The sequence below is a fragment of the Streptomyces sp. NK15101 genome, assembly GCF_020400725.1.
Lineage (GTDB): Bacteria > Actinomycetota > Actinomycetes > Streptomycetales > Streptomycetaceae > Streptomyces.
This window is the reverse complement of record NZ_JAINVG010000042.1, coordinates 21,535-42,078: the sequence shown is the minus strand read 5'-3', so window position 1 is coordinate 42,078 and position 20,544 is coordinate 21,535. Positions and strand designations below refer to the sequence as shown.

13 protein-coding genes, 1 tRNA gene and 8 pseudogenes are annotated in these 20,544 nt (G+C 69.4%); 12 read left to right on the top strand and 10 right to left on the bottom strand.

Annotated features, from left to right (window positions below; translation table 11 throughout):
- Positions 1-160 precede the first annotated feature (160 nt).
- Positions 161-958, bottom strand: coding sequence for a bifunctional 2-polyprenyl-6-hydroxyphenol methylase/3-demethylubiquinol 3-O-methyltransferase UbiG (locus K7G60_RS22490; protein ID WP_225802733.1), 798 nt, complete (start codon positions 956-958; stop codon positions 161-163).
- A gap of 653 nt (positions 959-1,611) precedes the next feature.
- Between K7G60_RS22490 and K7G60_RS22485 the strand changes: the two genes are divergently transcribed.
- Positions 1,612-2,052 carry a hypothetical protein gene (locus K7G60_RS22485; protein ID WP_225802732.1) on the top strand — a complete coding sequence of 147 codons (441 nt, stop codon included), beginning with the start codon at positions 1,612-1,614 and terminating at the stop codon, positions 2,050-2,052.
- Between the two features lie 496 nt (positions 2,053-2,548).
- Positions 2,549-3,283 (top strand): annotated as a pseudogene (locus K7G60_RS22480) (transposase family protein).
- Positions 3,284-3,776: 493 nt separating this feature from the next.
- Here K7G60_RS22480 and K7G60_RS22475 read toward each other — a convergent pair.
- The 3 genes from K7G60_RS22475 to K7G60_RS22465 all read right to left on the bottom strand — a co-directional run bounded on the left by K7G60_RS22475 (position 3,777) and on the right by K7G60_RS22465 (position 6,669).
- Positions 3,777-4,340, bottom strand: coding sequence for a dihydrofolate reductase family protein (locus K7G60_RS22475; RefSeq protein ID WP_225802731.1), 564 nt, complete (start codon positions 4,338-4,340; stop codon positions 3,777-3,779).
- 431 nt (positions 4,341-4,771) lie between these two features.
- Positions 4,772-5,641, bottom strand: coding sequence for an RNA repair domain-containing protein (locus tag K7G60_RS22470; RefSeq protein ID WP_374115662.1), 870 nt, complete (start codon positions 5,639-5,641; stop codon positions 4,772-4,774).
- A gap of 356 nt (positions 5,642-5,997) precedes the next feature.
- Entirely contained in the window at positions 5,998-6,669 is a 672-nt protein-coding gene (locus tag K7G60_RS22465) for a LysR substrate-binding domain-containing protein (protein WP_225802730.1), read from the bottom strand.
- A 167-nt stretch (positions 6,670-6,836) separates the two neighbouring features.
- Between K7G60_RS22465 and istA the strand changes: the two are divergent.
- Together istA and istB are read left to right on the top strand one after the other, a co-directional pair.
- Positions 6,837-8,092: pseudogene (gene istA, locus K7G60_RS22460) on the top strand (IS21 family transposase).
- Positions 7,996-8,787 (top strand): annotated as a pseudogene (gene istB / locus K7G60_RS22455) (IS21-like element helper ATPase IstB). The pseudogenes istA and istB overlap by 97 nt, the downstream one beginning before the upstream one ends.
- Before the next feature lie 21 nt (positions 8,788-8,808).
- Here istB and K7G60_RS22450 read toward each other — a convergent pair.
- On the bottom strand, positions 8,809-9,723 hold the full coding sequence (locus tag K7G60_RS22450) for a LysR family transcriptional regulator (RefSeq protein WP_308081868.1): 915 nt from the start codon (positions 9,721-9,723) through the stop codon (positions 8,809-8,811).
- 81 nt (positions 9,724-9,804) lie between these two features.
- Between K7G60_RS22450 and K7G60_RS22440 the strand changes: the two are divergent.
- Together K7G60_RS22440 and K7G60_RS22435 are read left to right on the top strand one after the other, a co-directional pair.
- Positions 9,805-10,127, top strand: a pseudogene (locus K7G60_RS22440) (cupin domain-containing protein); the annotation flags it as partial.
- Between the two features lie 247 nt (positions 10,128-10,374).
- A pseudogene (locus K7G60_RS22435) lies at positions 10,375-10,731 on the top strand (DoxX family protein).
- A gap of 157 nt (positions 10,732-10,888) precedes the next feature.
- On the opposite strand, the gene K7G60_RS22430 reads toward K7G60_RS22435, so the two are convergent.
- A tRNA-Ala gene (locus K7G60_RS22430) sits at positions 10,889-10,962 on the bottom strand.
- A 147-nt stretch (positions 10,963-11,109) separates the two neighbouring features.
- On the opposite strand from K7G60_RS22430, the gene K7G60_RS22425 reads away from it, so the two are divergent.
- Positions 11,110-11,340 (top strand): hypothetical protein, encoded by a 231-nt coding sequence (locus tag K7G60_RS22425; RefSeq protein WP_225802729.1) that lies wholly within the window; start codon positions 11,110-11,112, stop codon positions 11,338-11,340.
- 287 nt (positions 11,341-11,627) lie between these two features.
- Positions 11,628-12,285: pseudogene (locus K7G60_RS39450) on the top strand (class I SAM-dependent methyltransferase).
- Between the two features lie 212 nt (positions 12,286-12,497).
- Here K7G60_RS39450 and K7G60_RS22415 read toward each other — a convergent pair.
- Positions 12,498-13,502, bottom strand: coding sequence for a GlxA family transcriptional regulator (locus tag K7G60_RS22415; RefSeq protein WP_225802728.1), 1,005 nt, complete (start codon positions 13,500-13,502; stop codon positions 12,498-12,500).
- A gap of 121 nt (positions 13,503-13,623) precedes the next feature.
- On the opposite strand from K7G60_RS22415, the gene K7G60_RS22410 reads away from it, so the two are divergent.
- Positions 13,624-15,573, top strand: coding sequence for an HD domain-containing protein (locus tag K7G60_RS22410; RefSeq protein WP_225802727.1), 1,950 nt, complete (start codon positions 13,624-13,626; stop codon positions 15,571-15,573).
- A 42-nt stretch (positions 15,574-15,615) separates the two neighbouring features.
- Here K7G60_RS22410 and K7G60_RS22405 read toward each other — a convergent pair whose 3' ends face one another.
- Together K7G60_RS22405 and K7G60_RS22400 are read right to left on the bottom strand one after the other, a co-directional pair.
- Entirely contained in the window at positions 15,616-16,842 is a 1,227-nt protein-coding gene (locus K7G60_RS22405) for a pentapeptide repeat-containing protein (protein ID WP_225802726.1), read from the bottom strand.
- 176 nt (positions 16,843-17,018) lie between these two features.
- Positions 17,019-18,152 (bottom strand): hypothetical protein, encoded by a 1,134-nt coding sequence (locus K7G60_RS22400; protein ID WP_225802725.1) that lies wholly within the window; start codon positions 18,150-18,152, stop codon positions 17,019-17,021.
- A 397-nt stretch (positions 18,153-18,549) separates the two neighbouring features.
- On the opposite strand from K7G60_RS22400, the pseudogene K7G60_RS22395 reads away from it, so the two are divergent.
- Positions 18,550-18,882: pseudogene (locus tag K7G60_RS22395) on the top strand (IS5/IS1182 family transposase); the annotation flags it as partial.
- 9 nt (positions 18,883-18,891) lie between these two features.
- Here the strand turns inward: K7G60_RS22395 and K7G60_RS22390 are convergent.
- A complete protein-coding gene (locus K7G60_RS22390; RefSeq protein WP_225802724.1) occupies positions 18,892-19,188 on the bottom strand; it encodes a hypothetical protein in 297 nt (98 codons plus the stop codon).
- A gap of 151 nt (positions 19,189-19,339) precedes the next feature.
- Between K7G60_RS22390 and K7G60_RS22385 the strand changes: the two are divergent.
- Together K7G60_RS22385 and K7G60_RS22380 are read left to right on the top strand one after the other, a co-directional pair.
- Positions 19,340-20,015 (top strand): annotated as a pseudogene (locus tag K7G60_RS22385) (IS256 family transposase); the annotation flags it as partial.
- Positions 20,012-20,431 (top strand): VOC family protein, encoded by a 420-nt coding sequence (locus tag K7G60_RS22380; protein ID WP_225802723.1) that lies wholly within the window; start codon positions 20,012-20,014, stop codon positions 20,429-20,431. The pseudogene K7G60_RS22385 and the gene K7G60_RS22380, both read left to right, overlap by 4 nt.
- The last annotated feature ends 113 nt before the right edge of the window (positions 20,432-20,544 follow it).

Genomic DNA, 20,544 nt, shown 5'->3' with positions numbered 1-20,544 from the left:
TCATCTTCGCGACGACGTCGGGCCGCACCTGGTGCCGGCTCCTGTCGGCATGCGGACCGGCCCACGGTGTCGGCGCACACGTGAATGTACTCAGTCAGGTAAGCGACTTCGTGCCCGCCTGTCCCTGGAGGACGCACGGGAACGGCACGACCGCGGAAGGCTAAGGGATGATCGGGTTCACGGCGACGGGTGGTCGGCGCGCAACGGCCAGCAGGTGCAGGCTGGACACCACGAGCTCCGGGTGGCCGTCGGTGAACCGCGCGGCGGCAAGGGCGGTTTCGAGCGCCTTCACGCCCAGGTTCTTTGTCCCGGTCCGGCGCTCCTCCGCTCTCAAGGCTTCGTAGGCGGGCCCGTGCAGCCCGTAGAGCGTCAGGTCGCCGAGGCCGGCTTGCCGGGCCTCGGCGCAGAGCTCCGAGGGGGCGTGGTAGTACGTGGTGGGGCCGTCCCGGCGGACGCGAAGCCCCGTCGCCGCGATGTCCAGGGCACGAGGCGAGTTCAGGTCCAGGAGCTTGGCGTACCGGTTGAGGGCGGCCGCGGCGACCAGACCACCGGGCTTGACCACACGATGGGCTTCCCGCCACGCACGAGCACGCCCGGTTCCGTCCGGCAGGTGATAGAGGGGACCGAGCATCAGCACGGCGTCGAACGACAGGTCTGCCTGCTCGAGCTGCCGCGCGTCACCGACGAGGGCAGCCAGCCCCTGCCGACGGGCCTGCCGTACGTGCTTCTCCACCGGGTCGACGACGAGAACCTGATAACCGCTGTCGGTGAGCCAGCGCGCGTGCACCCCAGGCCCGCCGCCGACATCCAGCACGGACGCGGGCGAGGGCGGCAGGTGCGCACGCAGGAGTTCCTGCGTCCGAACCAGCTCCACCGTCCCGATGGTGCGCCCGGAAACGAGACGGCCGGCCTCGTCGCCGGCCTCGTAGAAAGCGGTGATGTCGGGAAGGAGCGCCATGTCGACCTCCGGCGGGAAGAGCAGGGCTACCGATCGGAGGATGACATGACCGGCCGCACGGCCGCCACAACCGACCGGCTCAAGGGCCGGATCTGCTGCTGGATCATGCAGAAGCCGATGTCGACGTCGACAGACCTGGACAGCCGGCGGAGTGCCCGCGGCGTCCGGCTGGGCCTTCGGACGATGCTTGAGCCGCATACGTGCGTCCACTACCCCGGCCCCGGCTCCAGGCTGTCCCAGAACGGATGGGTAGAGACCCGGATCGACAACTCGCGGACGAGCGCCCACAAGCGAGCCTCCTCGGCAACCTGTTCAGGCGTGTAGCCCGGGGAGGCATCGTGGCCGCCGGTGACCTCATCGGTACGGGGATGCTTCGTGCCGGCCCAGCCGGGCAACGGCTCAACTGGAGAGGGAGGCCTGACGTGCGACCCTCAGCTACGGTCACCTCGACAGCGCACAAGATCAGGGCTGGGAAGCTTCCGGACCCCGGCAGCGGGGCGAGGCTGCCAAGAGACGCAGCCAGAGGCCTCGGGACGCGACTGGCATGGCAACAGCTGGTGCTTCATCGATGACCTGCCCAGATTCCTCGGCCTCCTGCTCGAGTCCGCCGACTACTCGGGCACCGGTATCCGAGGCGTCACGGACCGCGGCCCATGAGAGCATCCACCGTCTGGATGCGGTCGATCCCCCTTTGCGCCTGCGCCTGCGCCTGCGCCTATCGCCGGGGGTCTCGTTCGACCAAGACGCCTGACGCGTGGATGCCGGTGGCGGCGTTCCATGAGGAGGCAAGTGTGGTTGTGCCGCGGCCGGCGGGGTTGATCTCGATTCTGCTGGACGGCACTGCTCGTATCGACGAGCGTGACGATGCCGCGATGGACCTTGAGGCGTACTCGGGTGAGCACGTGGTGCAGGCGCTCGTCGATGTGGCCGGTTCGCCGGTCGAGGACGAGCTCGTGCTTGCCTCGGCAGCGGAGTCATTGGGGCGGATCCCGGCCCGGGACGGCGGGTGTCCTGAGGATCTGCTTCTGTCCCTTCGCCCTGACGCGAAGCGCATTGCGGAGGAAGTGCTGCGGGCGAGTCGCCAAGTGGAGTAGACGGCGGTGTCACTCGGGTCTCGGGGGCTTGTCGGCAAGGGATCCTGGTCAGAGCCATTCGCCGATGGCGGCGATGGCCACGGTGGCCTGGTAGCGGACGGCGAGCCTGTCGTACCGAATCGCGACCGCGCGGTTTCTCTTCAGCGGTTGATGCCGCATTCGACGGCGCGCCGGGCCTTGTAGTCCTCGCGATCGAAGGCCGGTGGACGTCCGCCGACAGGCCCGCGCAGTTTGCGGTTGCGGATTTGGTCGGCAGGCGCGGGGATGGTGCAAGCGATACCGCGCCGTCATAGCAGCGCGCGGTTCGCAGGTTCGCAGGTCCGCACGGGAGGAGTAGGTCTGGTCGCCGCGCACCGCCTCGTGCGGCTGCGCGGCCTTCCCGGACCGATCCTCAAGAGGCGGGTCGCATCAAGAAGGTATGTGAACATACGAGCTGGTGTGTGATAGCGGGTGAGGCGTCCGTGCTGGTGGGTGACACGATCCGGCTGTGGCGATCATGTTCAGTCGGACGGTTCTTGCCCATCGATTGTTCACGGGCATCTCCCGGCGTCGTCTCGCCAGACTGGTGACGGAGTTGGGAGAGCCGTGGCATGCCGGTGTCGAGGGGCGCCGTCACGAAGTACGTGGCGGGCCCAGGAAACGGGCCGCAGGCGCCGGTGCCCGGCACCAGTTGGTCTTCGTCGACCGGCTGACCGCCATTCTGATCCATCTGCGGCACGATCTCCCGCACACGGTCCTCGCCCTGCTGTTCGGTGTCGACCGTTCCACTGTCACCCGCGCGATCGGGGAGATACGCGGGCTCCTGGCCGAGCGGGGATGCGCGGTCCCCGACCGTCCGGGGCTGCGGCTGCGGACCCTGGCCGATCTGTTCGCCTGTGCCCGGGCCGAGGCGTGGAGCTGCGGCTGGCCGCCACCGAGGTCCAGGTCCGCCGACCCTTGGCCGGCCACGGCGGACGCCGCGCGTTCGTCTCGGGCAAGAAGAGGCAGAACACGATGAAGGCCACCGTCATCGCCGATGCCCGGGGCCGCACGCTGTAAGCCGATGCCCTGCGACCTGGCCGGATGCACGATGCGACCGCCGCACGCAACGAAACCCATCACCGTCGAGCACGCCCTGGCCGACCACAAGCGCTGGAAGCAGCCGCCCCGTTGGACCCACCGGCGCGAGGTCCTGCCCGACACCTACCGGGCCATCGTCGGCCTCGTCTCCGACCGCACCGCCAACGCGTGACCACGGCCCCGGCCAGGCAAACACAAATCCACCGCTGCCGCACACCAGCTCGTAAGTGTTACCGATGTGTCAGCGGGGCTGAGGTCGTGGCGCGAATTTTGAGACCCTGCATCTCCTTTCAGGTCCGGGTCATGTCGATGAACCGGGAGTAGCGGCCCTGGAGGCGGCAGTGATGGTGGCAGTGGGCCCTGGCACCGCTCGCCGAGCGGGGGCGCGCGACAGCCCCGGCGTCCGGCTGCGAACACTGGCCGAAGTCATCGACCATCCCGGAACCAGCGGGCAGACCGGGATCATCGACCGCACCGAGATCCGGGTCCGCCGACCGGCCGCCGGCCCGCCACCTCGGCCGTCGCGAGCGCATGAGCGACATGCTCCATTCCGTCGCCGGCTTGCTGTCTCACCAGCAGACCGCGAGCCTGGGACCTCGACGACAGAGGTGAACACCGATCCCCCGAAGCCCTCGACGGCACACCGCTTGCCGTGCACGAGGTCGTCAGCGCGCCACCCGGTGGCGGAGATAGACGACTCCCGAGTCGAAGGTGCGGGTCTCGACGAGTTCGAGATCCACCCGGCGCTCGTCCCGGGGGAAGAACGGGATGCCGCCGCCGACGAGTACCGGGTAGACCATGGCCCGGTACTCGTCGATCAGACCCGACGCGGCTGCCTCGGCGGCGAGCCTCGCGCCGCCGATGGCGATGTCGCTCTCGGCCGGCTCGGCCCGCAGACGTTTGATCTCCTCCGCCGGGCTGTCGGAGGCCAGGCGGGCATGGCCCTGCACCGCTGACAGGGTGGTGGAGAACACCACTTTGGGAAGCGGTTTCCAGAGTGCGGCCCATTCGAGTTCCGCGTCGTTGAGTGAGGGGTCCTGGTCAGCGGTCTCCCAGTACAGCATCGTCTCGTACAGCCGTCGTCCCAGCAGGTGGACGCCGACCTCTTGGATCTCGTCGATCCAGAAGCGAAAGACCTCCTCATCGGGCACCGTCCAGTCGAAGCTGCCGTCGGGCCCGACGATGTAGCCGTCAAGCGAGACGCTCATCGAATAGGTCACCTTGCGCATCAGCAGCCCTCCTCGGTACCGGGTTCGACAGTACGACGCCGAATGCCGCAGGATTCATCGCGGCTCGCGGGATCTTCCGGGTTACGGCGGTTCCTTCCGGACACGGCTGTTCCGGCGGGGCACCGTGGGCTGTCCCCGCCCCTGTGGGGTCGGTTGCCGGGAGTGAGACGCAGGCGCGAGTACGGAAGAGGACTCGGTTGCCGTCCGAGGAGTACCGCGCACCGTGTCGACGGCCGGTCCGTGGCCTGCGGTGATGTGTTTCGGAGCGTGGGGGTGGGGGAGACGCGCCCGGATGTGCCGGCTCGCCGGCCGGGGCCGCGTCCGAGGTGCCCGTCGGGGCGTTGCCGTCGCTCTCCACCAGAGGTTTCGCTCTAGGTTTCTGTGGGGTGTGGTGGGTGACGTGTGTGAGGTGGTGCGGGCGGGGCCGGGGGTCATTGCTCGGGAGGGGTGGTGGTGGAGGGTTGCCCGGGCGAGGGTGGATGTTCCGGGCGGCGTATGGCGCCGCTGCCGAGCAGGACGCGGGCCCGGATCCGCATCGGTTCGTCGCCGTGCCGGGAGAGCACGACCAGCTCGTCGACCCGGGCCGTCATGGGGGCGAGGAGGGCTTCTGCCTTGCGGGCGAGGTGGTGCGGGTCCGGGGTACGGCCCAGGGACAGGTGCGGGGTGTAGCCGCGCGAGCGTGATCCGCACAGCGGGAAGCGGAGCTCCAGGGATTCCCGCAGCCGCGCCCAGGGTTCGTGGCCGGCGGCGGCCGGGTCGAGCCAGACGGTGGCGTCCTGGCGGTGGCCGAAGCTGTGGATGCCCGCCAGGCGGGCGGTAAACGGCGGCGTCTCGGCGAGTGCCGCGGCGACCAGCGGCAGGGCCTGGGCGAACTCGGCCTCGGGGACGAAACCGAAGAGTACGTTGACGTGCGGCGGCCAGCGGTGGATCTGCCGGTCGTGTTCGCGGCGGATGTGCTGGATGGGCGGCCACAGCTCTGCCGGCGGCAGCCAGGCGAGGGCGCTGCGGTTGGTCGGCGGGACGGCGAGGACGTCGCCGGGTGTGGGGGCGGGGATGGGACGGACCTGTCCGAGGAGGGTCTCGTCGAGTCTGTCGATGCCGAAGGCGCGGTCCCAGACGACCTGACCGTCCGCCTCGAAGAACACCACGCGGTGCCAGGGGATCTCCCCGCCCGGCACGAAGTCGCCGAGCAGGACGCGCTTGGGCGGGGCCCCGCGCTCGGCGATCCCCATCACGAACCGTTCGGGGTCGAAGCGCGGGTCCCAGAGCACCCGGTGGTAGATCTCGTCGCTGGTGTGCACGTCAGCACCTGCTCTCGCCTATCAGGGTGCCGCGCGCCCGGTCGGCTCCGCAAGCCGGTGCCCGGCCCGCCCCCTTCGGTCCTCGCATGTGTGGGATGGCCTTCGGGTTCTTCAGCGCGGCGCCCGACTCGATCGCTGCTTTTGCGTCGTGGGTGTCGGCGACGGTCTCCAGCGGGTTTTGGCGCGGTTTCCGTGAAACCGTGCCGGCCGGGCTCGTGCCCGCTTGTGGACGAGCCACTGACTTGCCGGTTCACCATCGCCACAGGCCTCGGGGCACCGGGGGTCGGTTCGACTTCACGGAAGATGTGCCAGGACCCGCGGGCCGTGACAGTACCGGTTGTGGCGGTTGCCGGTGCTCAGTGACGGTACGCGGCTGTCGCGATCTCGATGAAAGATCGGATCAAGGGGTTGCTGTCACCCTCGTTCCACACCGCCACCACTCGGCTCGGCGGCATGTCGATCAGCGGGATCCTGGCCACCTGGGCGGGCAGGTCGTGTCCGAGGGGGCAGGCCGACCGTGCCGTTCCGCAGCACGGTCTGCAGGCATTCCTGGACGGCGCGGACCACTGGGCCCTGGCGTGGCCTGCCGCCGTTCCAGTACGACTGCCAGATGGGGTCGGTGCCCTGGGGAACTGGAACCAGCGGCGGTCGCTCAGCTCGGCCAGCCGCAGCCCGTCGCGGCGGGCCGGCGGATCGTCGGCGCGCAGGACCACGCCGACCGGATCGGCTCGCAGGGCGCGCACCGTCAGGGCAGTCTCGTCGAACGGCGCCCGGGTCAGTGCGACGTCGACCAGTCCGGCGCGCAGCTCGCAGGTCGGGCCGGTCAGATCGGTGTCAAGGATGCGGATGTCGGTGCCGGGGCGGCTTCGGCGGTGGGCGGCGGCCAGCCTGGCCACGCCCGGGCCGGTGCCGTCGCCCAGGATGCCGATGATGAGGGTCGAGGCGCCGGCCGCGGTGCTCACGCACACCCGGACGCGGTCGGCGTGGTCGAGCAGGGCCCGCGCTTCGTGGAGCAGTACCGAGCCCACCGTGGTGAGCGTGCCCCGTTGTCGGCGTCCACGTGAACGTGCCCAGTCACGTACGGATGAACGTGCCCACTTCATGACGTACCAAGGATTGATCGTGGGCAGTCTGCTGCCGGCCTGTGAAGGGTGGCGGAGGGCGGCTGACCGTGGTCTTGGACCCGCAACGACGGATGGAGCTTCGACGCTTTCGCGGGCTGTTCGAGTCCGGGGCAATGAGTCTGTCGGAGATCGCGAAGGACACGGGGCTCAACCGCCGCACCGTCCGCAAGTACCTGTCCCCTGAAGGCCCGGTTGCCCCGCCTCGTCGGGCTGCGCCCGGACATGGCCGTCGGCGGAAGGTGGACGAGGTCGCGCCCCTGATCGACGCGATGCTGCGGTCCGAGGTTCTGATCAAGGGGGCTGTGGTTCACGAGCGGCTGGTGGCCGAGTACGGCTTCACCGGCACCTACCAGCGGGTCAAGCTCTACATGCAGGAGGCCCGGCCTCGGATCGCGGAGGAACTGGGCACCAGTCCGGGCGAGCCGGCCGGTCTGCACCGCAGGTTCGAGGTCGTGCCCGGGGCACAGGCCCAGGTCGATTGGGGAGACGAAGGGCAGATCCTCGCCCACGTCGGTGTCCCGAAGGTCTACTCGTTCCACATGACCTTGCCCTATTCGCGGGATCCGTTCTGCTGCTTCACCACCGGCCAGGACCTGGCCACCTTCTTCGACTGCCACCGGCAGGCGTTCGCCCACTTCGGCGGGGTGCCGATGCCGATCGTCTACGACCGCACCAAGACCGCCGTCCGACGCCACGTCGCACCGGGCGAGGCCGTTCCGCCGCACCCGGAGGCGGTCGGGTCGCCGGGCGCTACGACTTCGACGTGCTGGCGGCCTACCGCCCCACCGGGAAGGGCCGGGTCGAGCGGCAAGTTCTGATCGTCCGCGACCACGTCCTGGCCGGACGGTCCTCCTCCTCCATCGAGGAGCTGGACTCCGCTTTCGACGCCTGGGTTCCGTTGCGCCGGGCGAAGTCCCACGGCATCCAGGGCGAGGTGATCGGGCACCGCGCGATCCGCGACCACATGGCCCTCAGGCCCCTGCCGGCGACACCCTACGTGGTCACTCAGCGGCACCTTCGCTACGTCGGCAAAGACTGTCTGGTCGCCTTTGACGCGAACCTCTACTCGGTGCCGGCCCGCAAGGTCCGCCCGCGCCAACTGGTGGAAGTCAGGGCCATGAAGTCCCAGATCATCCTGCACTCCACCGTCCCCGACGCCAACGGCGACACCCTGCTGGCTATCCACCCAAGGGCCGTCGGCCGCGGAGCCTGCGTCGTCGACGAGAAGCACTGGGACGGTCTTCCCGACAGTGGAGCGAGCCGGTCAGCACCCGCATCCGCACCACGGCCGCAGAGCTCGGCCTGCCTCACCTGGCCGAGAGCCTGAACCAGTACGCCGGCCGGGCAGACGAGGCCAGGATGGGCTACCTCGACTTCCTCGACCTGGTCCTGGCCGGGGAACTCGCCATTCGTGACGACCGGCGCTTCCGACAGGGCCTGCGGCTGTCCAAGCTGCCGCACCGCAAAACGCTCGACGAGTAGGACTTCGCCTTCCAGCCCGAACTCGACCCCCGCAAGATCAAAGACCTCGCCACCCTCGCCTTCGTCGAGGCCAAGGCCAACGCGGCCTTGCTGGGCCCGCCCGGGGTCGGGAAGACACACATCGCCGTCGCGCTCTCGGTCGCCGCCTGCCGGGCCGGATTCTCCGTCTACTTCACGACCCTCGACGACATGGTCCGCCGGCTCAAGGTCGCCGAGGCTGCCGGACGCCTCAACAGCAGACTCCGCACCTACCTTCGCCCCGGCGTTCTCGTCGTCGATGAAGTCGGCCACCAGCCGCTGGACCGGGCTGAGGCGAACCTGGTGTTCCAGGTGATCTCGAAGTGCTACGAGAAGGGCTCGATCATCCTGACCTCGAACAAGACCTTCAGCGAATGGGGGCAGGCGTTCGATGACGAAGCCCTCGCCGCGGCCATCCTCGACCGGCTCCTGCACCACTGCGACGTCGTTTCCACCAACGGCCCGAGCCACCGGCTGAAGAACCGGCTCGCCGCCATCGAGCGCGACACCAACGTCGCTTGATCGATCACCTCGCCCGGGAACTCAGGCCGCTGCCCACGGCTCAGCACGCCAGCCCGGCAGTTCCTTGTCCAGCCACTCCTCGACGGTCCGCCGCCAAGGGTCGGTGGAGTCACTGTCGACGACATCGGCCCAGGTGTCTTCAGCGACGTCCGGATCGACGACGAGGCTGTCGAGGTAGGCGTCGAAGTCGTCAGCGACTTTGGTGAAGACCCCCTTCGACAGGTGTCCCGGGTGAGGGATGCCACGCACGAAGGCATGGAGCCGGCCATGGGTCGCCGGGTTCAGGTCCAGGAACAGGCTGTCGCTCCCGCCGTTGCGGGCGATCGGGAGAAGGCCGGCCAGTGAGACCTCATGGGCGAGCCGCCCATCACGGCTGCGGCGGTACTCGCCCAGCAGGGTGCCCCAGCCGTATTCACCGTCGTTGTCACGGCCGAGCTGATAGAGGTCGTCGAAACTCTGGAGCGGCTCCGGGTCGCAAGCCGGCAGTCGGACCGAGTACGTGAGGCTCTCCCCGCCCGCCGCCTCCAGGAACGAGCGGTAGGAACGCGGCAGTGGCAGCCCGATCTCCCGTTCGAGACGTTCAACTTCACCGACCTCGAACGGCCTGAACGGCCCCACGACCAGACGGCCTCGATACCAGCGCGACAGTTCCTCAGACACGGCCAGATTGTCGCACTCCGTGCCGTCCCGAAATCCTCCAAGCCCCGCGTTCCTGAACGTCGAGCTGAGCACGTTCATCCGTACCTGGCTGAGCACTCCGACGAGTACGCGGACACCCGTAGGCGAGCGGGCGAACAGCAGGGCCCCGACATCGGCCTCCAACTGCTTGATCGCCCGGCTCAGCGGCGGCTGGCTCATGTGCAGGCGGGTGGCGGCCCGGCCGAAGCGGAGTTCCTCGGCGACCGCCACGAAGTAGCGCAGGGCCCGTAGCTCCACGCTGCCGCCGTACCCACGGGGTATCGGCGCCGCGGGACGGGTCTTGGACGGCTCTGGAGCCCTGAGGGTGCACTGGCGGGCATGACCGAAGAGACGAAGACCGACGAGCCGCAGAGCGCCCCCGCCGTATCGGGGGTGGGTCCCGGCGAAGGCGAGACGATCGTTCTGGGCACCACGCGCATGCGCGTTCTGGAGGACGGCAGCCACACCGGGCACCGTCTCGCAATCGCCGAGTCCGTCCTCGCCCCGCACCCAGGGATCGCCGCAGCCGACACGACAAGGGCTTCTGCGTCCTCTCCGGCACCGTGCGGTTCACCGTCGGGGACGAGGACTACGACGCCACGACGGGCACGCTCGTGATGGTTCCGCCCGGTACCCCGCACACCTTCGCCAACCTGACCGATTACGCGACCGAGCCCGCCACCGGCCTCACCTGAAGCCGACAGCACGGCACGGCACAGCGCGGCACGGCCCTGCCTCCCTCCTTCCGACCGGCAGGACGACGGCGCCGCCACCTTTCGACGCCCGACGCCCGACGCCCGACGCCCGACGCCCGGGCCCTCGCACGACGGCCCGGGCCTTCACCAGGGCTCTTTCGACGAGCGACGCGATCGACGGGCCCGGTGAACCGGTGGCCCAGGAACGGCAACGATGAACATCGCCTATGGGATCACCGCAGTACTGCTCGCGCTCTTCTACTTCTACGCGGGCGCACTGAAGATGATCGCAGCCGGGATCGGCTCCGACCGATGATGGCCTGGGTCGACCAGGTACCCCCGCCCGCCTCAGAGTGCTGGGGCGGTCGAGATACTGGGCGCGACCGGCCTGATCCTGCCGCCGCTGACCGACGTCGCTCCCTTGCCGGCGCCGGCCGCGGCCGGCGGCTTCACCCTCCTGCAGACCGGCGCGATCGCCGTCCACCTGAGGGGCGAAGACCGCCGGATCGCGCTCAGCACCGGGCTCACCATCACCGCGGCGGTGACTGCCTGGCTGGCCACCCGGCTGTGATCCAGCACCGCCCTGGAGCAGTGGATGCCACGAAAAGCTCCCGCCCCCCAGCCGCTGTCATTTCTCAGGTTCTGGCACAACTTCTGTGACTGCGTACCCTGAGCAACGGCTGGAGCGCCTCTGGATGTCGAAGAAATCCGTGAGAGAAGAAGCAGGATGGGGCCGACCGGATTCGAACCGGTGTCCTCCCACATGCGGTGAAGGCGCGACAACCACTGCGCTACGAGCCCCATCCCGTTCGGGATCATATGAGCCTCAGCACTCTGCCGCCTCGAATATTCACCGGTCGGCGGACTACTCGGTGTGACAACTTCCGTGACGCGCGTACGTTGAGTGACGCACTGCGCCGAGTGGGCTGCTGTCCCGCTGGGAGGTGCCATGAGCGGCGTCGCGGAGTGGTTGAAGCGAACCTGGCTGGACTGGGCGGTCTTCGTCTGCATGGTCGTGATCGCGGCCAGGTGCAAGAGCCCCATTGCGGCTGGCCTCTTCACAGCGCTCGCAGCCGCGGTGGCGCTCGTCGCCGCCCGCCAGAGCTGGAAGCTAGTACGTCGTGCTCATGTCGGGCTGACACCCTCTGCCACCGAGGCGGATGCCCACCACAGAAGTTGAGCCATTTCTCACGAACATCGAACACGCGCCTGCCTCCCACGCTGCTCGGTGAGCGGTGCGTCTGCTGTCGGCAACTGACGAACAGAGCCGGCCGTCTGCTTCCTGCACCCGCGGGATGCCCCTGGAGCGTGCGACACGCCCTGGTGTTCTGACCGGAAACCATCATCGGAGTGAAGTGAAGTGAAGTGAAGTGAAGTGATGGCTCGGCCTCCACGGCGGTGGATGCCGGGCAGGCCGGCTCAAGGCCGTGACACGGCCTGCCGGTTCTCTGCACCAGGGGCGCGCGCATGGCCGGGCCTTCCCTTCTGGCCGCTGTGCGAGAGTGGTACGACACGGTCGCCGCCGATTACGTCGAACGCGTGCCGCCCCCGGCCGCGAGGGACCCGCTGTCACGCGCGATACCCGTCGGGGTTCGCCGAGCTCGTGCGGACGGCTCCTCCGGGGCCGGTCGCGGACCTGGGATGCGGCCGCGGCCGTGTGACGGCGTATCTGGCCGGCCTGGAGGTGTCCGCCTCCGGCGTCGATCTGTCACCGAAGACGATCGGGTCGACTCGGCACGCCGGTCGGGACCTGCGGTTCACCGAGGGCTCGATGACCGCGCCGGAGATCAGGGACGACGAGCTCGGCGGCATCCTGGCCTGGTCCTCCACCCACCACCCACCCGCCCACCCGCAGTGGCTGCCGGCGGTGTTCGCCGAGTTCTGCCGCACGCTCACGCCCGACGGCTGTCCGCTCTGAGGAGACTGCGTCGGCGATGAACGGCTGCAGCCGGCCCACGGCCATGGCCGTCCGGTGGCCTGCGAGTCGTACCTCCTGCCCCTGGACCGTGTGGCCGGCCTGCTGGAGCAGGCCGGACTCGCCGTCACCGCGAGACTGGAGCAGGAGCTCGGCAAACTCGTGAACAGACCACATGCCTGCCTGCCGGCCCGCGAGCCCGGGCTCTGATGTTCGGGATGTCAGTCCCCGAACCCAGGCTGAGCGCATGGCGTCATCGACAGCGTCCCGCACCGAGTCCGACCGGACGCCGGCTGTGCCGTCCGGGCAGGAGTGGGGCGGCGTCGTGGACCGGCTTCACGCGGTGCCGACTCCGTTCGGAGCCGGTCGTCCCTCGGACCGGGCACGCGCGCGGTGCACAGCCCCGCCCGGGTGGGCCGCAATCACCCGCTGCCGGTGTCGGGACCAGCGGTACGAGGCGGGTCCTGAGAGCCATGAGGGGATCGGAAAGCGGCCCGGTAGGCCTGGGGGGAGACACCGGTGTGGCGGGCGAAGTGCCGGCGGAACGTCGAGGGGGCACCGAACCCCGTTTCGACGGCGATGCGTTCGATGGGGACCGCCGTGGTTTCGAGGAGTTCCTGGGCGCGAAGGACCCGGGCTCGCAGCAGCCATTGGAGCGGGGTGGTGCCGGTCTGAGCGCGGAAGTGACGGTTGAGGCTGCGGACACTCGTCGCACCGTGCCGGGCGATGGCCCCCAGCGTCAGCTGTTCATGCAGGTGGGCCTCCATCCAGTGCAGGACGGGCTGGAGAGCGGTGCCCCGACCACCAGGGTCGGGATGCTCGATGAACTGCCCCTGACCGCCGTCGCGCTGGAGAGGCATGACGGCACGGCGGGCGGTGGTGGCGGCGAGGGCCGATCCCAGGTCGCGGCGGACGAGGTGGAGGCACAGGTCGAGGGCGGCGGCGACTCCCGCGGAGGTGATCAGCGGGCCGTTGTCGATGTAGAGGCTGCGGCCGTCGACGTCGACGGCCGGGTGACGGCCGGCGAGTTCGGCTGCGTACTGCCAGTGTGTGGTGGCGCGGTGGCCGTCGAGCAGGCCGGTGGCCGCAAGGGTGAAGGCGCCGACGCACACGGACGCGAGCCGGGCACCGTTCCCGGCCGCCGCACGCAGGGCCGCCACCACCGCGGCGGGCGGGTCGTCCAGGAAGCCCGCGTGCCCGGGTATGACGACGGTGTCCGCCTCGGCCAGAGCTTCCAGCCCCCAGTCGGTGGAAAGGCAAAAGCCGCCGTACTCGGCGGAGGTCGCCACCCGCCGACCGGGAGCGCAGACCCTGACCTGGTAGTGGGTGCGGCCGATGGACTCGTTGGCCGTGCCGAAGATCTGGCCGGGAACGGACAGCTCGAACGGCACGACACCCTCGAGCGCGAGTACCGCCACAACAGTCATGGCCAGAACCTAGCGGACAGCGGCATTCCAGCCGCTGGTGGGGGTCCGCACGAGGCAACAAGATCGACACATCCGCCACGGTGCGTGCCGTGGACCGATGACCTGTGAGGAGCCGACCCCCGTGACACCCCGTACTGCCCAGACATACGCCGGCTTCGACCTCCCGGCCACCGAACTCGCCGTAGCCGCGCTGCGGTACGCCGAGAAGCTGACCGAGCCGTACGTCTTCCGGCACAGCGTGCGCGGCTACCTGTTCGGCCGTGCCCTCGCCACGCAGCGGGGACTGCGCCCGGATGCCGACTACAACGACGAACTGGTCTTCGTCGCGAGTGTGCTCCACGACATCGGGCTGTCGCACGAGGGCAACGGTGACCAGCGCTTCGAGGTGGACGGCGCGGATCTGGCCGCCCGGTTCCTGCGCGAGCGCGGGCTGCCCGAGGACGATGTCGCGATCGTGTGGGACGCCATCGCCCTGCACACCTCGGACCAGATCGCCGCGCGCAAAGGACCGGAAGTCGCACTCTGCCAGGCCGGCATCGCCGTGGACATCCTCGGCCAGGGCCGCACGGAACTGCCCGAGGGCTTCGCCGACCGTCTGCACACCGCCCTCCCGCGCGAGAACCTCGCCTACGCCCTGACCGACGCGATCGTGGCGCAGGCCCGGAGCAACCCGCTCAAGGCAGGCCCGCTGTCCTTCCCCGGAGCGCTGCTCCGCCACCGTCTGCCGCCTCGCGCCCTGCCCGACTGGTACGACCTCATCGCCGGCGCGGGCTGGGGAGACCGCTGCCCGAACGGCGGGCAGGACACGGCGCGCAGCCCGCGGGAACTGGCCGAACTGTTCGTCCGCCACCTGGCGGCCGGCGACCTGGACCGGCTCGCCGGGCTCTACGAGCCCGGCGCCGTGTTCACTCCCCACCCCGGCACGACGAGCACCGGCGCCGAGTCCGTGGACAACAGCCTGCGGCAGTACGTCAAGGACGGTGTACGGATCGGCCTCGAGCTCCGACGCGTCCACGAAACCGGGGACCTCGCGCTGCTGTCGTCCCTCGCGACCATCGATGCCCCGGACGCCCACACAGGACGACGCTCACCATCCAGGTCGCCCGTCGGCAGCCCGACGGACGCTGGCTGTACGCCGTTGACGACCTGGCGTTCAACGCCTGAGACCCCTTCCATCTCCTCCGGCCGGGGCCCGGCACGCTCGCCAGGCCCCGGCCCGACGAAGCAGCGCCCTCAACCATCCGTCCAGCGGCAGAACCGCAGCGCGGTACCGGCCAAGACCCATCCGCCTGACAAGACATACGACGAGCCCCCACAGACCGCTTCGCAGCAGGGCATGTCCACCGGCGCCCGTCCCATCACCGGCCCGAAGGCGCGCGAGGACTTCTCCACTCTCATCCCCTCCGCTCCACCCTCCACACCTGGCGGATACTCGTGCCCCAGGCCGATCCGACTCCCACGCCGACCGCCCCCGGCCGCGCCCAAGCCATCACCCGCGGCCGCGCCCAGGAGACACGGGCGCTCACCCCCCACGCAAAGGCCCGCGCGTGGGCGATGCCGGCGCCCACGCGAAGAACACCACCCATCCGGACCTGCACCAGCCGCCCACCTAGCCCCGGCCGCCGACCCCCTACGCCGATATCTGGAGCACCAGCCCCACCCTGTCCCACTCCCGCCCGCCACCGAACCGGCAGGACTTCCTCGTCGACACCTGAAACCCCACACCACCGACCCCTGCCCCCAACGCCACCGCAGTCACCCCCCCTTGCGAGGCCACCGGCGGATCGCACCCCGCCAGTCCCGGCCCCGGCCGGGACCCGGCCGCCACCGCGACCAGACCGTGCAAAACCCAGCAGGACCACCTGCCGGAGCACACCCTCGCCACCCAGCGCTGGACCCGCACCAGCGACGCAGACCCCGCCCCAACTGGCAAACGCGGCACCGAACCCCTCCACCGCATCGGCGACCTCGAAAGCAGGCCCGAAACCGGCCCCGCGCCACAGCCGGTGCTACCGGCCTCGACCGACCACCCGGCCCCCCGACGGCCGGACATCGATCCTGCCCGCCCTGACCGCCACGATCCCGCCCCCCGGCGAGCACCCCGTCCAACTCCTCACCGCGCCGCGTCGGGAAGCCCCTTCGTCTTCGCGTCGACCTTCGCACCCACCAGACGGGACCCGGACAGCCGCGCGCCCCGCAGGTCCGCGCCCCGCAGATCGGCACCGGCGAAATCGACGCCCCGCAGGTCCGCGCCGCGAAGGTCGGCAGACCTGAAAGAAGCCCGCGCCAGCTTCACGTCCGCAGTGATGAAAGAGGCGCCGACCCTGCTGAGCGTCGCACCGCTCAGGTCGGCACCGCCGAAGTCGGCACGGGTCAAGTCGGACCCGGCCAGGAACGCCCTGGCAAGTTTCACGCCCCGCAGATCGGCCCCGACCAGTTTCGTGTCCGACACATCCGCCTCGACCAGGATGGCGTCCTTCGTGCTGCCCGTGCTCTCATCGATATGACTGAGAACCGCCCCCGACAGGTCGGCACCGCTGAGCTGCGCTTGAGTGAGGTCCGCCCCGACCAGAATCGTCCGTGTCATCTTCGCCAGGTTGAACACCGTCTCACGCAGGTCCGACTCGGTCAGCTGCGCATCGGTCAGGTTCGCCTCCTCGAAGAACGACCGACGGAAGTCGTACCAGGAGACGTTGGCGTCGGAGAGATCGGCGCCCGCCAGATTCGCGTACTGGAAATTCCGCTTGGAGGCGAAGGGATCACCGAGGAGCGGTACCGCATCGCCCTCCAGCCCGCGCAGGTCGACCTGCCTGAGGTCGATCGTCAAGGGCCGGGCCGGTTCCTGCCGGTTGGCCAGGACGGTCAGTGCCGCGGCCACATCGGCGGGCGGCGTGGGCGTCCTGTCGCTCGGCGCCGGCTTCTTCGCAGGAAGCGGCGCCCGGTCACGGACATAGGCGGACAGCACGGAGGTGACGGCAGGATCGTCACGCGGGGAGTCCTGCACGATGCGCCCGAGAGCATAGATGCCACCGAGCCTGACGTGCAGCGACGCCGACCCCAGATTGCCGACCGCGGTGTTGAACCGGTCGGTGATCTGTCCGGCCTCGGCGATGCCCAGTTCCCTGCTCGCCTGGCCCACCTGCATCCAGGTGAACAACACGGCGGCGAGCGCGGCCAGACCCGGCAACGCAGAAGCGACCAGGGCCCAACCCTGATACCGCTTCCCGCCAGATCCTGAGCCCTGCTCCGCGGCCGCGCCCTGCTCCGCGGCCGCGCCCTGCTCCGCGGCCGCGCCCTGCTCCGCGGCCGCGCCCTGCTCCGCGGCCGCGCCCCGCTCCATACCACCGCCTGATCCCGGCCCACCGACAGCAGCTCCCGCCGACCCGGCTGCCGCACGGCGCCGGACGAGAACCCTCAACCGTCCCAGATCCCATTTCCACCGCACGTGGCCATGCCGTGCCACAAAACACGACCACGCCGCTCGATTGACAGGCCCAAACGAAAACCTCAATAGGTTTAGAGAGCAGCCGATGTCGGGGGAAGACGTGGGTCATGGGGACCCGGAGCAGAGGTGCGCCTCTGGGCCGGTCCGTCGTCGGGGCTTGAGGTTGCGGCGGCAAGGGTGCCTCTGACGAAGCGCGTGGCGTAGGCACCCACGGTTGCCGCGGAAAGACCGAGGCCTACTCCAATGAGGCATTTCGCGGAGAGGCCGGCGTTGGAGGCGATGGTCATGGCGAGGATCATCGACAGCTGTCCGAAGACGCCGAGGACGGTGAGTGCCGCGGAGGCGACGATGCCCCAGCCGTGCCCTGTGGCCTTGAGCCTTCGCGTCCCGGAGGTGTCGGTTTCCAGTGTGTGGATGCAGGAGGCGGAGTAGGCCACGGGGGCGATGAGGATGAGGCCGCCGAAGAGCAGGTTCATCGTCAAGAAATGCGAAAGGGAAATTCCGGGTAGCCATTCCTGGATGACGCCTGTTGCGGCCAGGAGTGTTCCCAGGAGCGCCCCGAGTGCCGTGATGTTGGTGACCCAGCTGTCCTTGGCGGCCCAGGGCACGTCGATCGCAAGCTCTTTCGCGTGCCAGCCCGGTTTGACCTCGGCCCACAGCCACCTGCCTGGAACGACCATGAGGAACAGCACGAGCAGGGTGAGAAGGGCTGCTCCGCCAAGGGCGTTCTCGTACTCGGGATCTTCCTCCACGCCCCGGACCAGCGAGAACCGGATGGTGGCCGGGGCGACTGCTGTCGCAGCACCCGTCGCCGACGTCGACAGGACGAGGGTTCCCTGCCGGTCGGCGCACTTGCGGTCGACCATGAGGTCCACGGTGACGACGGCAGGGGAGGAAACCCGCAGGGAAGCGGGGGAGCCGTGCAGCGTAGCCGTCGCTGCACTGCACGCGGCATCGGTGGTGTCGTTCACGGTGTCGAGTGGGGCTGTCGCCACGAGCCCCGTGGCAAGGTCGGCCGGAGTGGTGACAACCAGGCGGACGGTTCCCGTCATGAGGCCGGTGTCTTCATTCCTGTCCAGTTCGACCTCGACCGTGTCGTCCGGGCCGGTCACCGACAGACCGTCCGCAGCGTCGGCGGAGCCACTCGACAACGCACCGAAGGCCACCACGGCCAGGCAGAGACAGATGAGGCGAGGAGCGGTCATGGGCTCAGTCAAACATCTGGCGTCTCGTCTCCCCACGCGCCGTTCTGCGGATTGCCCGATTAGGACCACGCACTGTAGTGACGGGGCCTTCGCAACCGAAGTCTGGTGCACGGTGCGTGTGAATGGCGGCGGGACGTTCTCAAGTCGGTTGCGGAATGGTCGATATGCGTCACCCCTCCCTTCCCGGCCCCCGGTTATCGCACCGACTACCGCACTGCCCCGCCCGGACGCGAGGGGGGAAGCGCCGACGGGACTGGTGCCGGCCTCGACGCGGCACCTGCGGCCGGAAAACGCCGTCTGGACCATGGCCCGACGCCTGCTCCTGCTGTGCCGGGTCGTGCGCGCCGACCGCCATGCCTATGCCGTCGAACTTGACCACCTGCGCGCCGCCACTGCCACCCAGGCCGATCTCGTCCTGGACGAGGCCGAGGCGGCCGCCGCGCCACTGCGCACTCTCGACACGGACACCGACGGCGTCCATCGGCGCCGGGGTGTGCACACTGTAATCCCGCAGCCTTCCGATCAGACCGCCAACCGAAAGCGCCGCGGGAGTGCTGGAGGCAGGCCGCCCGTCTTCGACCGCGACGCCTGCAAGCAGCGCAACACGGTCGAGCGGTGCATCAACCGCCTCAAGCAATGGCGCGGCCCCGTCACCCGATACGACAAGACCGCCACCATCTACCTCGCCGCACTCCACATCGCTGGAATCTTCATCTGGTCCACGAGGTGACTCAACGCCTCAGGCAACCGCTCGAACAACCGCCAAGGCCAGGGCGATACCGGCCGTTGCACCCAACACCAGAGCGGTGATCGCCCCCGTTCGGCCGACGCCCTGCTCGAACGGGACACTCGGCACAACCTTGTGCAGCACAGGCGCAACTACCGCCATGAGACTGAAGCCGACACCAAGACGCCAGTACGTCCCGCCTGAGCACGAAGCGTGAAAGCGACCTCCGCAACCACTCGGTTCCACGGTGAAGCCCGTCACGACGAGGAACAACGCGCTGGCGTACACCGCGCCAAACAGCATCGTCACGCCGAAGTCGATACGCCTCGCTCTCGCAGAGCTGATGCCGTCACCTGCCACGTCGCCCCCAAGCTCGCTGAACCAAGAGCGCGGAGTCTACCGAGTGGGTGCTGCGGCCCGTCAGCGACGGAAGGTCCTCTGATCCGAAGGAAACGCCCCAGTCGTCATCGGGGTGCGCGCGGACGGCACCAAGGAGCTGGTCGCGATGGCCGATGGCTACCGCGAATCGTCCGAGGCCTGGGCCGGCCTGCTGAGCGACTGCGCTCGCCGTGGCATGCGCGCCCCGGTCCTGGCCGTGGGCGACGGCGCGCTCGGCTTCTGGAAGGCCCTGCACGAGGTCTTCCCCGCCACCCGCGAGCAGAGGTGCTGGGCTCACAAAAGCGGTCAATGTCCTCGCTCCCACGCCCAAGTCCGCGCAGCCGGCGGCGAAGAAGGACCTGCAGGAGACCTACAATGCCGAGGACCGCGAGCACGCGGCCCGGGCCCTCAAGGCGTTCGCCAGGCAGTACGGGGCGAAGTTCCCCAAGGCCGTTGCGAAGATCATCGATGATGAGGACGAGTTGCCGGCGTTCTACGACTTTCCGGCCGAGCACTGGATCCACCCGCGCACGACCAACCCGATCGAGTCGACGTTCGCCACCGTCCGGCTGCGGACGAAGGTCACCAAGGGAGCGGGCAGCCGGGCCGCCGGTCTGGGCATGGTGTTCAAGCTGGTCGAGTCCGCCCAGCACCGGTGGCGGGCGGTGAACGCGCCCCACTTGGTCGCCCAGGTCCGGGCCGGTGCCCGCTTCGAGCGCGGCCTGCTGGCCGAACCGGCCCCGGTGGTGGCGGCATGACCCGGCCGATCAGCGGAATGCTGCACCATGTTGAGATCTGGGTGCCCGACCTGGAGCGGGCCGTCGTCTCCTTCGGCTGGCTGCTGGAGGCCCTGGGCTACACGCTCTTCCAGAGCTGGAACAACGGCCGCAGCTGGCGACTCGCAGCGACCTATCTGGTCATCGAGCAGTCCCCCGCCCTCACCGCCGACCGGCACGACAGGTGCCGGCCTGGCCTCAACCATCTGGCGTTCCACGTCGAAGACCACCACACCGTGGAGACGCTGGCCTCCGAGGCACCGCGGCACGGCTGGAGCCTGATGTTCCCCGACCGCCACCCGCACGCCGGCGGCGCACAAACCTACGCCGCCTACCTGGAGAACACCGACGGCTTCGAGGTCGAACTCGTCGCCATCAACCCATCCGAACCAGACTGACGACGATCACCCATCCACAGGTCTTGAGGCCTTGACGATAGCTCCTGAACGCCGATGGCACCTTCGACCGCCTTCTGGTCGCAATCAGACCCGGGCGGAGATCGACTGGCTCG

What these genes read in the sequence shown, in the direction of transcription:
- K7G60_RS22490 (WP_225802733.1), bottom strand. Translation starts at nt 958, where the DNA reads ATGGCGCTCCTTCCCGACATCACCGCTTTCTACGAGGCCGGCGACGAG.
- K7G60_RS22485 (WP_225802732.1), top strand. Translation starts at nt 1,612, where the DNA reads ATGAGAGCATCCACCGTCTGGATGCGGTCGATCCCCCTTTGCGCCTGC.
- K7G60_RS22475 (WP_225802731.1), bottom strand. Translation starts at nt 4,340, where the DNA reads ATGCGCAAGGTGACCTATTCGATGAGCGTCTCGCTTGACGGCTACATC.
- K7G60_RS22425 (WP_225802729.1), top strand. Translation starts at nt 11,110, where the DNA reads ATGAGCGGCGTCGCGGAGTGGTTGAAGCGAACCTGGCTGGACTGGGCG.
- K7G60_RS22415 (WP_225802728.1), bottom strand. Translation starts at nt 13,502, where the DNA reads ATGACTGTTGTGGCGGTACTCGCGCTCGAGGGTGTCGTGCCGTTCGAG.
- K7G60_RS22405 (WP_225802726.1), bottom strand. Translation starts at nt 16,842, where the DNA reads ATGGAGCGGGGCGCGGCCGCGGAGCAGGGCGCGGCCGCGGAGCAGGGC.
- K7G60_RS22400 (WP_225802725.1), bottom strand. Translation starts at nt 18,152, where the DNA reads ATGACCGCTCCTCGCCTCATCTGTCTCTGCCTGGCCGTGGTGGCCTTC.
- K7G60_RS22380 (WP_225802723.1), top strand. Translation starts at nt 20,012, where the DNA reads ATGACCCGGCCGATCAGCGGAATGCTGCACCATGTTGAGATCTGGGTG.